This window comes from Burkholderia sp. Ax-1719, from assembly GCF_011753055.1.
Lineage (GTDB): Bacteria > Pseudomonadota > Gammaproteobacteria > Burkholderiales > Burkholderiaceae > Paraburkholderia.
In genome coordinates this window covers 134,717-149,511 of the sequence record NZ_VWWJ01000004.1, presented here as the reverse complement: position 1 = coordinate 149,511, position 14,795 = coordinate 134,717, and the positions used below count along the sequence as shown (strand labels likewise).

The 14,795-nt window shown below is 60.4% G+C and carries 13 protein-coding genes; 2 read left to right on the top strand and 11 right to left on the bottom strand.

Annotation, left to right across the window (positions count from 1 at the left end):
* Positions 1-82: 82 nt before the first annotated feature.
* Together F3J17_RS10200 and F3J17_RS10195 are read right to left on the bottom strand one after the other, a co-directional pair.
* Positions 83-1,630, bottom strand: a complete 1,548-nt coding sequence (locus F3J17_RS10200; protein WP_167056985.1) for an amino acid permease — start codon at positions 1,628-1,630, stop codon at positions 83-85.
* A 66-nt stretch (positions 1,631-1,696) separates the two neighbouring features.
* Entirely contained in the window at positions 1,697-2,473 is a 777-nt protein-coding gene (locus F3J17_RS10195) for an SDR family oxidoreductase (RefSeq protein WP_167056982.1), read from the bottom strand.
* Positions 2,474-2,681: 208 nt separating this feature from the next.
* Here F3J17_RS10195 and F3J17_RS10190 point away from each other — a divergent pair, with 208 nt between their 5' ends.
* The gene (locus F3J17_RS10190; protein ID WP_167056979.1) at positions 2,682-3,656 is read left to right on the top strand and encodes a helix-turn-helix domain-containing protein; all 975 of its coding nucleotides are present in this window, start codon (positions 2,682-2,684) and stop codon (positions 3,654-3,656) included.
* On the opposite strand, the gene F3J17_RS10185 is transcribed toward F3J17_RS10190, so the two are convergent.
* Together F3J17_RS10185 and F3J17_RS10180 are read right to left on the bottom strand one after the other, a co-directional pair.
* Complete coding sequence (locus F3J17_RS10185; RefSeq protein WP_167056976.1) at positions 3,653-5,251, bottom strand: hypothetical protein; 1,599 nt, start codon at positions 5,249-5,251, stop codon at positions 3,653-3,655. The two genes, F3J17_RS10190 and F3J17_RS10185, sit on opposite strands and share 4 nt — an antisense overlap.
* 47 nt (positions 5,252-5,298) lie before the next feature.
* Positions 5,299-5,868, bottom strand: coding sequence for a hypothetical protein (locus tag F3J17_RS10180; protein ID WP_167056973.1), 570 nt, complete (start codon positions 5,866-5,868; stop codon positions 5,299-5,301).
* A gap of 836 nt (positions 5,869-6,704) precedes the next feature.
* Here F3J17_RS10180 and F3J17_RS10175 point away from each other — a divergent pair.
* Positions 6,705-7,754, top strand: a complete 1,050-nt coding sequence (locus F3J17_RS10175; RefSeq protein WP_240160918.1) for a polyamine ABC transporter substrate-binding protein — start codon at positions 6,705-6,707, stop codon at positions 7,752-7,754.
* Positions 7,755-7,796: 42 nt separating this feature from the next.
* On the opposite strand, the gene F3J17_RS10170 is transcribed toward F3J17_RS10175, so the two are convergent.
* Genes F3J17_RS10170 through F3J17_RS10140 form a run of 7 tightly spaced genes read right to left on the bottom strand, consistent with a single transcriptional unit; the run spans position 7,797 to position 14,772 of the window.
* Positions 7,797-9,164 (bottom strand): pilus assembly protein TadG-related protein, encoded by a 1,368-nt coding sequence (locus F3J17_RS10170; protein WP_167056970.1) that lies wholly within the window; start codon positions 9,162-9,164, stop codon positions 7,797-7,799.
* A 31-nt stretch (positions 9,165-9,195) separates the two neighbouring features.
* Entirely contained in the window at positions 9,196-9,633 is a 438-nt protein-coding gene (locus F3J17_RS10165) for a TadE family protein (RefSeq protein ID WP_167056967.1), read from the bottom strand.
* Positions 9,634-9,665: 32 nt separating this feature from the next.
* A complete protein-coding gene (locus tag F3J17_RS10160; RefSeq protein ID WP_167056964.1) occupies positions 9,666-10,139 on the bottom strand; it encodes a TadE/TadG family type IV pilus assembly protein in 474 nt (157 codons plus the stop codon).
* A 16-nt stretch (positions 10,140-10,155) separates the two neighbouring features.
* On the bottom strand, positions 10,156-11,142 hold the full coding sequence (locus F3J17_RS10155; RefSeq protein ID WP_167056961.1) for a type II secretion system F family protein: 987 nt from the start codon (positions 11,140-11,142) through the stop codon (positions 10,156-10,158).
* A gap of 33 nt (positions 11,143-11,175) precedes the next feature.
* The gene (locus F3J17_RS10150) at positions 11,176-12,153 is read right to left on the bottom strand and encodes a type II secretion system F family protein (RefSeq protein WP_167056958.1); all 978 of its coding nucleotides are present in this window, start codon (positions 12,151-12,153) and stop codon (positions 11,176-11,178) included.
* Positions 12,154-12,209: 56 nt separating this feature from the next.
* Complete coding sequence (locus F3J17_RS10145; protein WP_167056956.1) at positions 12,210-13,574, bottom strand: CpaF family protein; 1,365 nt, start codon at positions 13,572-13,574, stop codon at positions 12,210-12,212.
* Entirely contained in the window at positions 13,561-14,772 is a 1,212-nt protein-coding gene (locus F3J17_RS10140) for an AAA family ATPase (protein ID WP_167056954.1), read from the bottom strand. The genes F3J17_RS10145 and F3J17_RS10140 overlap by 14 nt, the downstream gene beginning before the upstream one ends.
* Positions 14,773-14,795: the final 23 nt, after the last annotated feature.

Genomic DNA, 14,795 nt, shown 5'->3' with positions numbered 1-14,795 from the left:
TGCATTTCACCGCTCGCGCTGCATGATTGAACGACAATTAACCTCCATCATGCAGCGCTATCGCAGCGTTTTCGTCACTAACTCATTCCACGCCGATTTCCCGTTCGGCGAGGCTCAAACGCTGTTCGCGTTCACGCGAAGATTGCGCAATCGGCGGCCCGGCGAAGCGGTTGCGAACACCGCCCAGATACCAGATGGCCAGCAGCACGACCAGCAGCCCGCCGATGAGATACAGCACTTTCTCGTTCGGCGGCTGAATGCCCACGTAAGCCAGAATCAGCGCGCCCACGACGGCCGCAATCGCAAACGGCTTCGACAGCTTGCCCAACTGGAACGGCCCCTTCTCCGTCCAGGTGCGGCCTTCGGCGAAGATGCCTGCTGCAATCGGCATCGCGTATGAGACGAACAGAAACACCGCACTGCCGGCGCTGAGCACCGTGAAAGCATCGCCGTAGAGCGTTGCGGCGATAGCGAGAACCGCCGACGTCCAGATCGCGGCGCCCGGCGTGCGATGCGCCGGATTGACCTTGCGAAGCCACTTCGATCCCGGCAGACCGCCGTCACGTGCGAAGGCAAACATCATGCGCGAGGTCGACGTCACCGCCGCCAGCCCGCACGCGTAGTTGATGAAGAACATCAGCAGTTCGATGGTAATGCGCAGGGGCGTGGGAATCGGCGCGAGAATCGCCTCGAAAAATCCTGTGCCCTGCTTGACGGCAGCACCCAGATCCGGCATCACCAGCACGAACGCACAAACCATCACGTAACCAAACGTCGTCGACCAGAAAACCGAACCGACGATGCCGCGCGGCACATTGCGCGCTGCCTGATGCGTTTCTTCCGAGGTGTGCGCGGAAGCGTCGAACCCGGTGATCGTGTACGCGGTCAGCAACAGGCCGGAAAGGAACGCCATCGCCATGGTCTGCTTGGGCCATGCGCCGCCGTCGGTGCCGGTAAAGTTTGTGAACGTGTAGAGGCGCGAAAGATCGATCTTGACCGGCGAATACGCGAGCAGCGAGACCACCAGCACCACCGTGACGACAAAAATCAGATAGCCGGAGAGATCGGTGATCTTGCTGGTGATGCGAATGCCACGATGATTCAAAAACGCCTGGGATGCCGTAATGAGCGTGAGAAAGATCGTCTGATCCCACCAGCCCAGCGAATCAGGCTTAACGCCGAACATCGGCGCAATCAGCGTGCGAAAGAACGGGTCGTACGTGCCGTAATTGATCGCAGCCACCACAAAGACGAGGCCCAGCAGATTCAGCCACGCGGTGAGCCAGCCCCACGTTTTACCGCCTAGAATCGAGCCCCAGTGATACAGGCCGCCGGCAGTCGGATACGACGATGCGATCTGCGCCATCGCTGCGGCCACCACCAGCGCAAACAGCGAGCCGAGCGGCCAGCCTAGCCCGATTGATGCACCGCCCGCCGCGGAAAAACCCATCTGGAACGAGGTAATGCCGCCAGACAAAATGCAGATCAGCGAAAACGACACCGCGAAATTGGAGAATGCGCCCATGCGACGCGAAAGCTCCTGCGCGTAGCCCATCTTGTGCAATAGCGAGACATCATGGTCGGCATGCGCGGTTTGCTCAGCCGCTGGTTCGAGTGTATTCGCGTCCATTTGACGTTCCTTCAAGCGAGGTAGTTGAAGCGTCGAACTGGCTATCCTTATGCTAAGGATTCCGTATCACGCAGCGGTAAAACAGTTGTCGACGTAGAGATGCGCGCCGTTGATAAAACTCGCGTCGTCGCTGGCGAGGAACAAGGCGGCCTGCGCCACCTCTTCCGGCTTGCACAGACGGCCTTGCTGAAGCGATAGCGCCGCTTCGCTGGCATCGAAGCCGTATTGGGCGAGCGCGCTGATTTCGCGCTGCCCATGAGGCGTGTTGATAAAGCCGGGGCACACGGCGTTGCAGCGTATGCCGCGATCGCGATACTCCACCGCAATTGCGCGTGCGAACATCGCACAGGCGCCCTTGGTCGTGCAATAGAGCACTTCCAGCGGCGTTGCGGCCACCGAGGAAATCGACGCGGTGCACACGATCGAGCCGTGGCCCGCCGCGAGCATATGCGGCAACACCGCGCGAGTCATCATGAACATGCTCTTCACGTTGACGTTCATGAGCCAGTCGTACTCTTCGTCGCTGGTGTCCAGAAACGGCTTTACCACGATGCTGCCCGCGTGGTTGAACAAGGTATCGATACGGCCAAACCGCGCGATGATGCCCGCCACCGCGTCCTCCACCGCCGAGCGTTGCGAAACGTCCGCGACAAACAGCTCCGCCACGCCGCCTTCCGCGCGGATACGTGCGACGATCTCTTCGCCCGCACCGCGATTGACGTCGACAACTGCCACCTGCGCGCCTTCGCGGGCAAACAGCAGCGACGACGCCCCACCCGCGCCCGTCGCGCCGCCCGATACGATCGCGACCTTGCCTTCCAGCTTTCTAGCCCTTTCACTCATCTCTGGCTCCTGTGCGCCTGCGCGCCTGTGCGTTCCCACCGTATGCACAAATTAGGTGCGTCAAAAAAGGGCAACTATCCAAATTTGGCAAAAAAATAAAATTGCCGTAAAAATCAGGAATCGCGAAGATAGCGAGCGGTAGTGTTGCGATGCACGAACGCGAGGGGTACTGCCCAATCGCGCTTTCGAGGTTTTCCAGGGAGACTTAATGGAAGCGGGCCACTGGCCGCACGAGGCCATACAGTTTCGAAGCTGCCGCAGCGTCGACGAACAGGCGGCGCTGCTCGACACATGGAACCAGAGCTACTGCCAGCTCTCGCGTGGCCTTTTCGACGGCTCGGTGACCTCATTCATGGCGGGCGCGGTGAAGGTGCTGGTGGAGAAACTCAACCGCACCGTCTACCAGCGTGGCCATGTCGACACACGCAAGTTTGCAGTGGGTATTCCCTTCCACCTGGAAGGGCATTCGCTGCTGTCGGGGCAGACCAGCCATCTCGACGCGCTGCACGTTTTCTCGGGCAAAGACGGCTTCGAATTCCTCTCGCCGGACCAGCATGTCTTCGTCAACCTCGAAATCGAACCGGCGGCTGTCGCAGACCCCATCACGCGCGCGCAACTGGAATCGATCGTTGCACGCATTGGCGTGAGATCGGGCGTGGTGAATATCGCGCCCACACAGCTGGAGCCGTTTCGCGAGGTGTTGAGAATATTGCTCGATCACGTGGCCAGCGCGCCGCACGTGCTCGGCGATCACGCGAGCGTCGTCTCCTTCGAAAAGTCCATCGTTTATGGGCTAAACGAAGCGCTTGCCGACTTTCCACATGTCCCACAGCTGGAGCGCGGCGAAGCCCGCATCGCGAGAAACTGGCAACTGGTTCGCAGCGTGCGAGACATCGTCGAAGGGTCGCCCGATTGTCCGCTTTCCGTCGCCGAATTGTGCGCGCGCATGCACGCGAGTCGCCGGACCTTGCAATATGCTTTCGAGGAAACAACGGGAATCAGCCCATTGGCCTATATGCGCGCAATCAGGCTTGCGAGAGTTCGCCAGGACCTCGTACACGCCGCGACCGTGACAGAGGTCGCGACGCGCTGGGGCTTCTGGCATTTCGGCAATTTCGCCAGTGAGTATCGCGAGCAATTCGGCGAGTTGCCGAGTGAAACGTGGCGCAGGAATCGGGCCTAATCATCGTGCGGATCTGAATCCTCCACCGGCTGCGCGGGAGGGTCCTGCCACTCCAGAAACTCGCCGCCATTCGCTGCGCGGATCGTTTCGAACTCCGGCAGGCGGATCATGCCAACTTCGTCCAGTCCAAGATAGCGATCCATCGCCGCGATGTAGACGATGGTGGGCGTCCAGCGCGGAATGTCCTTGCTGGTGATCTTGATGACCTCGTTGCTCACAGCATTCCAGAACCATGCGATCGTGCGCACACCCAGCACATTAGCGTTGTAGTTGATGACCCACCAGTCGCCGTGACCGCGCGCGAGGTGCAAACCGTGCGGCGAGGCAGACATCGACTTGCGCTTCTTCACGGCGCCGTCGATCTCCAACGGCATTGCGTTGTACTGAATGCCGAATCCTTCCATTTCGACACAGCGGCACGTGCCGGTCACAACATCGAAGCGCCACATCCGCAATACGTCGTCGCGCCACCATGGCGGCACAATATCGCGCTGAAAATGATCGAAGAACAGGATTTCGTCGCCCCCCAGCCATGCTACGGCATGCGGTGCGCGCGTCGCTGCGGGTAGCGGTCGGACCTCGTCAAACTCCTGCCCGTTCCAGATCCGATAGCGATTCTCCACGACCAGCAGCACGCTGTCTGAACCGAGGGCGTGCAGATGGCCGGGAAAGGTCGGGGCCTCGTAAAGAATCTCCGTCGCTGTCGCGGAGGTGCGCGAAACTTGCCAGCGACGTTCCTCGCCGATGTCGACGTTACGTACACACCAGAGCCAGCCGTCCTGCCAGAGATGACTGTCCTCGCTGTTCAGGCTGCCAGATGGTTCAGCGTACCGGGTGTCAGGCGGCCCTAACGCGGTCCACTTGCGCTCGCAGCGCATCCATAGCGGCTGAAGCCTGTTGCCTTCGCCGATAGCGTCCCATTGCCAGAATGTGGCTTCGGCATCGGCAGCCAGTAGATGCGGAAATCCGCGATCCGGATCGTCGCGCTCCTGCTTGTGCAGCAGTTCGAACGTGGGAGGCCATTCCCGCAGGTCCAGTTGCCAGAACCACCAGTCACGAACGCGTCTATCTTCGTCCATTTCGCCACCGCGGCTGGCCAGAACTCGCCCATGATGAACGTCGAGCCTGTTCACGCTGAACGACTTGAATCCCTTTGTCTCGGCCAACCAGTCGGGCTTCTTTTTGCGGCTCTTTCGCGCTCTGTCATGCGACGCCTGTTCGGATTCGTTGACTTCTTCCGGTGCGATTCGCTTCAGTTCGATATCGACTTCCTCGTCGTCATCGAAATCCACGGGCTTATGCTTTTTCCAATACCGCTCGAACGCGGCGCGTTTGCTTGCCGGCACCAGCGCGACACGAAAATCATCCGCGCCAACGTCGAGATTCCAGACTTCGTAATTGTGCGCGTGCAGCCGATTCGCAAGTGTCTGCAGACACGACTCGACCTCCTCGTGCGCGAGTTCATCGAGTAACGCTTCGAATGCTTTCCCTTGCAATGCGTCGACTGCCGGGAATTCATCGCGCAGCAGCGCGAGCCATTCCAGACCACCGACTTTCCAGTCGATATGAACATGACATGACGGGTCGTAACGCACACAGACTCCTGCTAACCAGTTTCGCATTGAATTTCAATCGCGGATCGTCATTGATCGCCCGAAACAAACGACCGCAGCCTGGCCAGCGTAATACGCTGGTTGCCGTCACCGTGAAGCGAATAATCGGTTTGCACGGTCAGCCACTCGATAAATTGAACCCGCGATTCAAACAGTTTTCCTCCGTCGCGCACCTCATACTTGAACGCCTCGTCTCCCCACTTCGGCGTGATGATTTCACCATCTTGCACGCTGGCATAGACATACGCATCGCCATATCTGGTGAAGCCCATACCGCAATAATAGGGATGATGAAACACAAGTTCATCGCCGGCATCGAGCCGATCGGCAACGGCGTGGGCGAGTTCCGGGCCGACGGGAATCAATGTATCAGCGCTGGGCTCGGGGGTAACGTCTGGAGCCGCGTCGACAGGCGCTGTGGGCTCATCCTTGCCCCTTCTGGTCAGGCGCGCGATGCCTTCGAGAACACCCAGCACAATGCACAACGCAGCAATGGCTCGAACGATCCACAGATACTTCGCCAGTCCTGCTGCATGACGCGAATCGTCCCACAGGTACGACACAATGAAGAACAACGCAACAGTGAGTAGTTGAGACATAACGTTGAGCGGCCTGACATTTAGCCGATTCGACATATTTTGAATAGTGCTAGACGCAGGATTCTACAGTCATTTCAATAACTCAATCATCAGGCGCAAATCATGCAAAACCAATACCGATAAAATTGAACATATTCATTATGAATAATCGATTTGCACACCAACGACATTCAACGAATACGCCCGTCTTTTGGATCGAATAGCGGTATCCACCCAAGCCGCTGCTCTGCTGCTGCGCTCAGGTGGATACCCATTGACACGCATATTGGCGCGGGTACCATGAAATCGTCAGCCTTGGATGCCAGCTTTTGCCGGACGGCATGGAGCCGACACCCTTTCCAACAGTCTGACGCTCATATGCTTCATACCGTGCGCCTTAGATCATGAAATTTCGTGGCCCCTTGATACAGTACGATCGAGGACATGGCGGGTTTCTCGCCATGCGCAGCGCCATTTCTTCTGGCTCGTGTATATCCGCCCGGCCTTGCAGTTATTTCTCGATCGACACTGTGCTCTCGATTCGCTCCGTGCGCCGCCACAACTCGGCCATGACGTGCGATTTCATCGGCGTTCGCAAGGATGAAATCGCCTCCTTGCTGCCCAAGCCCTAGTCTGCTTCTTTCCCCTCGCGCCGCTTAACGCCACGTCACACCGGTTCTCAACCGGTGCGCGGCATGCCCGTTGTCGTCGAGCGGCAACCCAGTACGCCTCGTCTGTTGCGACAGACGCCGGGCGCGGGGACGCGCATGCCGTCCCCAACCAACTCAATGGGAAGCAGGATGAAACTCCATCAGAAAATGCAGTACATCGCGGCCGTTTCAGTTATCACCGTCCTCATGGCGCAGACCGCGCTCGCGCAGGACGATCAGGTCAACGTCTATAACTGGTCCGACTATATCGCGCACGACACCATCCCCACCTTCGAGAAACAGACCGGCATCAAGGTGCGCTACGACAGTTACGATAGCGACGACACCTTGCAGGCCAAGCTGCTCTCCGGCAGTTCGGGCTATGACGTGGTCGTGCCATCGTCCGCCTATCTGGCCAGACAGATCGAAGCGGGTGTTTATCGAAAGCTCGATAAATCGCAATTGCCGAACCTCGCCAATCTCGACCCTCACCTCATGAAACTGGTGAGCGACGCCGACCCCGGCAATCAATACGGCGTACCGTGGGCGTGGGGTACGGATGGCATTGCGTACAACACGCAGGAGGTGCAGAAGGCGCTGGGCGGCGCGCTGCCCGCCGATTCATGGGCGCTGGTATTCGATCCCGAGAATCTCTCGAAGCTTAAGAGCTGTGGCGTGTCGTTCCTCGATTCCGCGTCCGATGTCTTTCCCGCCGTGCTGCAATACCTGCACCGCAACCCCAACAGCACGAATCCCGCCGACTATATGGCCGCGTATGAGGTCTTGAAGAAAGTCCGGCCCTATATCACGCAATTCAATTCGTCGGGTTATATCAACGATCTTGCGAACAACGATATGTGCGTGGCCGTGGCGTATTCAGGCGATGCGGGAATTGCGCGTAGACGCGCAGTGGAAGCGAAGCGCAGCTACCAGATCCAGTTCGTGAACCCGCAGGAAGGCGGCCTCGTCTGGTTCGACATGATGGCGATTCCCAAAGACGCGCCGCACCCGGAAGCCGCGCTCAAATGGATCAATTACATCGAAGATCCCAAAACGAGCGCGGCCATTACCAACGAAGTGTTCTATCCGACCGCGAACCGGGCGTCGCTACCGCTCGTTCAGACAGCGATCACGAAAGATCCCGCCACGTTCCCGTCCGACGAAGCGCTCGACAAGATGACGGTCATGCGCCCGCAACCGCCCGCCATCATGCGCTTGCAGAACCGCTTGTGGGCTCAGCTTAAATCAGGCGTTTGAGCGGCCTGGCGTGCCCAATATTTCGCCCGCGCGACGCTGCCATCACGTCGCGTTGGGCGGAATCAGGCGCGCCTTGGTCAAGCTGTAGGCGATACTCGAAAATATCTGGTTCAGGCTTTGCGTGCTGCTCGCATTCGTGCAGGTATCCGAAAAGAAATCGGATTGATTGGTGGCGATCGACTGCATGGTGCCGCAGGCCGTGAGCGCATCTGAACCGTCGCTGCAGGAGGGCGCGCTCGCGCCCTCTCCGCCCAGATAGGCCACGGTGTAGACCGTCGTACCGCCGCTCTTCGCGCTTGTCGACGCGTTGATAGCGGCCTGGCATTCGGTGCCGTACACATAGCTCGATCCGCCGGATTTCCCGTAGACGTTGCCGAGTTGCGTCGTGTCGGCCGTTGCGATGCCGTCGCTCAGCAGCACGATGGCGTTCTTGCCTGCCGGGCTCTGGCTCTGGGAGAAAGTCGTCAGCGCCGCATTGGCTGCGGTGATGGCCTGCGCGTAAAACGTGCCCAGGCCGCCTGGCGCGCTAATACCGCCGCATTTGCTGGACGCGCCGCCCAGCGCCTGCACCACGCCCGAAGTCGTACTCAGCGCCCCGCCGCTGAGATAGCCGCCGCCCAGCGGCGAAATCTGATAAGTCGCGTTCGACCCAGAAACCCCCACGGCCGAATAGCCGTTCTGGCCAGTCGAAACCACCGCCGGCTCCGTTGACGAGCACGAGAAGCTATATCCCGACGCGGACGGGCTGATCGGCGGGAACACCATCAGGCCGACATTGTCGCCCGCGAGCGAAAGGCCGGTCAGCAGTTGAAGCGCGCCTGCCTCAGCGCAGGCCAGGCGGGTCAGCGCTACGCCGCTCGAATTCTTGCAATTGCTATCGGTTGTCGTCGCCATCGAACGGGTCGTATCCAGCACGATCATGACGTTGTACGGTACGGCGCCAAAACCCGCGCCCGCTTTCGAGGTCGCGGAAATCGTCTTGCTGGTGATGCCGAAAATGCGCGCAAAAAACAACGGCACGCTCGCCTGTTGCGTGACCTGGATGCCGTTGTAAGTCGATACGGCCTGGGACGCTGGCAACGGCACGCTGCTCGCGCTCAGCGAAAGGCCCTGAATCGAGGTGCTCGTGACCGTCACGCCATTGGGCAACGTGTTGTTGCCCTGTCCCGCCGCGTAGGCCCGGGCGTCTGCGAAGGCCGTCGACGATGCGCTCTTCCACAAGTCCATCGCGCCCGCCATTGCGGCGGCGTCGGTGCCTGCCTGCAGACGGCGCTGGCTAAAAGCGATGTAGCCGATATCGATCGACAGCGCGGCGAAGCCAAGCAACACGATCAATGACAACGCAACCATCACGGAAACCGCGCCACGTTGCGCTTGACGCCGCGAATATCGGCCCGACGTTCTGTTCATGATGTCCCCCGACATAGATATGTTTTTTGTTTCACTGCACGCGCGCGACGGCCGTGGTGCTCAGCGTGGACGGCATCGCGGAGATTCCAAATATCGAGCCGCGCAACAAAGGCGTGAACGTGTAGGCAACCGTCACAGCGACGGCTTGACCGGTGCCATTGGTCAGCGCCGTCGCGCACGAGGTATCGCTGCTGCACTGCGTACCGTTGACCATCGTCGTCAGCGAAAGATTCTGCGATTTGAGCCAGGACGACGACGAAGTCATTTGTGTCTGCGTCGAGCTATACGGCGTGGTCGTGCCGCGCTGGAAGGCGAAATTCTGCGCAGCGGCCGAAGCGGCGCTCGCAACCATCACGGAATTGCCCAACAGCCAGCCGAACTGCGCAATGCCCAGCACAATGGCAATCAGCACGGGCGCGGCAAGCGCCAGTTCCACTGCCACCACGCCTTTCTGCTTGTTGCGTCGCATGGCACCCTCCCGCTTGCATTCAGGGCCGCGCCTCATTGCACAACCACCGAAGCGTTCGCACTGATACTCGACGGCATGATTGAACCCAGGCTGAAAAGCGATCCGCCAAAGGGCGCGGCAAATTGATAGCTGATCGACACGCTCGCCAGCGTTCCCGCTGCCGGTGGCTGGCTGAGCGTACCTAGCGCCGTCGCGCAACTGACGTCGGCAGTTTTTCCGCTGCAAGTCGTAGTGACGCCCGATGAGACGACCGCGACCGTGACGGTCTGGGTGCCCGACAAACTTCCCGTTGCCGATGACACCGCGCCCGCAGTATCCGTATAGGGCGTTGCAAAGCCGCGCTCCGATGCGAGCAAACGTGCTCCAGCCGAAGCCGCATTGTTCAGGACAACATAGTTGCTCATCCACCATCCAGCCTGCACGATGGAAAACATCATGAACAGCAGCACCGGCAAGCCAAGCGCAAACTCCACCACTGCCGTCCCTCGTTGACGCTTCGCTTTCATGTCGCGCTCCTCGTCCTTATCCGCCCGCACCCGGCAGACTTGGCAGCAACGTGCGATAGATATTGATAAACGCCGGCCCGGCGAGCACGACCATCAGCGCAGGGAAAATGCAGAAAAGCAACGGCACCAGTAACTTGAGCGCGATTTTCGCGGCCTGCTCCTCGGCCCGCATGCGCCGCCGTGTGCGCAGCGTGTCAGACAGCACACGCAGCGACGCGCCAATGCCCGTGCCAAATCGATCGGCCTGAATCAGCAAGGTACTGAACGATTCGATATCCTCAACGCCGGTGCGAAGCGAAAAATTGCGCAACGCCGTGGCTTTGGCAAAACCCGAGCGCAATTCCAGCAACATCAACTCCAGTTCGCTCGCGACTATCGGGCTGCCAAGCTGGATCTCCTTCGCCACCCGCATCAGTGCTGCGTCGAGGCCGAGACCGGCTTCTACGCATACCGTCAGCAGGTCGAGTGCATCCGGGAAATCTTCGAAGATCGCACGCTGCCGGCTTGCGACCCTGCGCGACAGCACCAGATTGGGCAGATAAAAGCCAAACGACGCGAGCGCAACCAGAATCATCCAGAACACGGTGGTGCTGGTTTCAACCGAAGTGCCAACGAGCCAGACGAGCGCAGGCAGGGGCAACGCCAGCGCGAGCACGGTCTTCGCGGCAAAGAATATCGCCACCGCATTAGGCGAGCGCCAGCCCGCGTTGACGAGTTTCAGCCGCGCAACCGAGCCCTCCCAGCCTTCCTTTGGAATCGACAGCTTCGAGATGGGCTGCGAGATTTCGGCGATGGTTTCGAGCCATTTGTTGCCCTGTCCGGCTGCGGACTGGCTGGCGTCGGCCGCTGCGTTCGACGGATGAACCCGCGAAGCGCCGAGCTGATCGATACGGCGACGCCGCTCCTTCGATGAAAACGCATGCATCGCCGCCAGCACCATCAGAAAGACCACGGCGAATATGCCGGTCAGCATCGCGATTTGGGTCATGTTCAGCGCTTGCATGGCCACTCCTTTGTTCCCCGGTCTCTCGTTCCGTTACACGCGCAACGCCACGACGCGCGACATCCACACCACGCCTACCGCCATGCTGGAGAGCGCCGCCACCATCATCTTCAGTCCCATCGGGTCCTGCCAGAGCACCTGCAGAAAGCCGGGGTTCAGAAACAACATCAAGGTGCCGACGATGAACGGCAACAAGCCAAGCACCCATGCGGACAGCCTGCCCTCGGCGGAGAGCACGCGAACCTTGTCGAACAGTTTGAAACGCTCGCGGATCAGCGCGGTGATGCCGTCGAGCACTTCAGCGAGATTGCCGCCGGTTTCGCGCTGGATCAGCACGGCGATCACGAAATAACGCAGATCGCGGATCGGCACGCGCGCCGCCAGATTGGTGAGCGCTTCGTTTAGCGAAACACCGTAATTGATCTCGTCGAAAGTAGTACGAAATTCGCTGCCCATTGGATCGGCGAATTCGGTGCCAACCATGTCGATCGCGAGGCTGAATGCGTGCCCCGAGCGAAGTGCACGCGCCAGCATGTCGCACGCTTCCGGCAACTGCTTTTCGAGCTGACGCAGACGCTTCGCACGACGGCGGCGCACATAGAGCACCGGCAGCGACGCTGAAAGCAGCGCGAGCATCGCAATCACGGGCAGCGGCGCCGACGAAAACATCGCGAGCGAAAAGACCACCGGCGGAATCACCGCGCACGTCGTCACGAGGCGAGCGACCGACCATGGCACGCCGGCTTGCTGCAGGAACTGCTCGATGCCCTGCACGCGCGGCAACAACTTCAACGCGCGTTCAAGCGGCGTCGCATCGCCAAGCTGGCGCTGCTTGAGGATCGACAGCCGCTCGCTGCTGGCCGTCGCGCCTGCGGAAATCGTGCGGATACGCGATTCAAGGCGACGCGCAAGCGGACCATGACGACTGTTCCACCAGATATACGCGCCCTCCATCGCCATCACGACAGCGACGAAGAGCAGAATGATGCTCGCGTAGAAAATCGGACTCATGCAGGTCTCCGCTCACATAGCGATAACGGGTTCAAGGACGTTCGCACAGGTGCCGTTCAGGCGGCTTCGAAGCGCCGTGCAGGATCGTAAGTCGCGTCGGCCAGACGCACGCCAAAGGCATCTAATCGTTCGGAGAACTTCGGACGTACGCCGGTCGCCTGGAACGCGCCACGCACGTTGCCGTTCGTATCGACGCCGCTGCGCCGGAAGGTGAAGATCTCCTGCATATTGATCATGTCGCCTTCCATGCCGGTCAGCTCCGAAAGGCTGATGATCTTGCGCCGCCCATCGGTCAGACGCGCTACCTGCACCACCACCGTAATTGCCGAGGCAATCTGTTGGCGCATCGTCTTGGGCGGCAGCGCCAGCCCCCCCATGCCAATCATGTTTTCGAGGCGCGTGAGTGCGTCGCGCGGCGTATTCGCGTGGATGGTGGCGAGCGACCCTTCGTGGCCCGTATTCATCGCATTGAGCATGTCAAGCGCTTCAGCGCCGCGCACTTCGCCCAGGATGATGCGGTCGGGCCGCATCCGCAGGGCGTTCTTGACGAGCGTGCGCTGGGTGATCTCGCCGCGCCCCTCGATATTCTCCGGGCGTGTTTCGAGCCGCAATACATGCGGCTGGCGCAATTGCAGTTCCGCCGCATCTTCGATCGTCACAATACGTTCATCGGCGGGAATAAAGCCCGAAAGCAGATTGAGCAAGGTGGTCTTGCCGCTACCCGTGCCGCCCGACACCAGAATATTGATCTTCGCGCGCGCGAGCCCGTCGAGCACCTCCGCCATCGGCGGCGTGAGCGTTTGCAGCGCGATCAGGTCGGAGACCTGCAACGGCGTGGCCGAAAAACGGCGAATGGAAATCAGCGGTCCATCGACGGCGGCCGGCGGGATGATCGCGTTCAGCCGCGATCCGTCGGGCAGACGCGCATCGACCATCGGGCTCGATTCGTCGATACGGCGGCCTACGCGCGAGACGATCTTTTCGATCACCTTCATCAGGTGCGCATCGTCGTAGAAGGTCACGTCGCTCAATTCGAGCCGCCCTTTGCGCTCGATATAGATCTGGCTGCCGGTGTTGACGAGAATGTCCGAAATCGTGGGATCGCGCAGCAACACTTCGAGCGGGCCAAAGCCAAACATTTCGTCGTAGACGTCGCTCACGAGTTGGCGTCGTTCGAGATCGTTAGCGGGCGCTTTCTGATCTTCCAGAATGCGCGCGATCAGCGTGGCGATCTCCTGGCGCACCTGGTCGGCAGGCAGGCGCGCCAGGCGCTCCAGTTCGACGCGATCCAGCACCGCCTGATGAATATCCCGCTTGAGCTTCTGATACGCTGCTCGCAGCAGACCGGCCGAACCGTGCTGGGATTCGGTACGCTCAATGTGCGGTGCGTGTTGCGCGCTGAGGTGATCACGAAGCGACATGACTGGCTCCTGACTGAACGACGTCACCGCGCAAACGCGCGAACAGGGATCTGCCCTTGGGTTGCTCGCGCGCTTGAACAGCGCCATTGCCTGCAATCTGCGCGGCGATCTCCTTGATGCTGCGCGCGACGGGTCCGTTCCCGGCCTTCGCAATCGGCATCCCCTGATTCACGGCCGCCAGCACGGCGCGTGCATCTTCCGGAATCACGTGGTGCGCCCGCATGCCCAGCATCTGTTCGAGCGCGGCGCGCGTGCGCTCGTCCTGGCGCGTAAAGCGGTTCAGCAGCAGGCGCAACTGGCTCGGCGCGTATCCCAGCGATACCAGCATTTCCTGCAAGCGCCGCGCGGCTCGCACGCCTGGCATCGTGGCCTGCAGGACGAGGTGAATTTGCGTGCTGCGATCCAGCGCGAGGATCGACAGCGGATTGAGCGTTTGCCCGACATCGATTATCACGAAGTCATAACGCGGCACGGCGAGACCAAGAATCCATTCGAGCCGGTCGACCTTGATATCGGCGGCTTTCACCGGGTCGCCCGCGCCCGCAAGAATGTCGAAGCTTTCGCTCACATGCACGACGCTTGCGCCGAAGAACGCGCCGTCCATGCGTTCGACCTGCGCGCACATTTGCGGCAGCGTGGAAGGCGGCGTTTCATCTGTCACGAGGAAAGCGGCGTCGCCGAAAAGCTGACACAAATCGACTAGCAGCACGCGTTTGCCGCGCTGTGTCGAGAGCGCATGCGCCACGTTGCTGGCGATGAAACTCGTGCCCACGCCCCCCTTGCACGAAACAAACGATACGACCTGCGTTTCGCGCGCGTTGCGCTGGCTGTGCTGCGTTTGCGCACGCAATAGCGCCTCTTCCAGCGAGCGACGCTCCAGCGGCCAGCTGAGCACGTCGCGAAAGCCCGCGCGCATCGCAGCGATCAAAGTGTCCTGCGATGCGTCCGGCGCGATCAGGATGCAGGTCAGATGTTTGTGTTCGCGGCACAGGCGCGCGGTGGAATCGAGCGAAGAGTCGTCGATCGACGCCGCGTCGACAATCAGCATATCGAACAGATCCAGGCTGTCTCCGCGTTCGAGCAGCACAGAAGCGTCGCCCACTACGCGCGTGGTGCGATAGTTGCCGCACCCGGCGACCAGATTCATGATCTGCGCGAGCCTGGCGGCATCCGTCGAGAGGGTAAGAATGTCGATCATGGCGTGTACCTTTGTTCAGATGC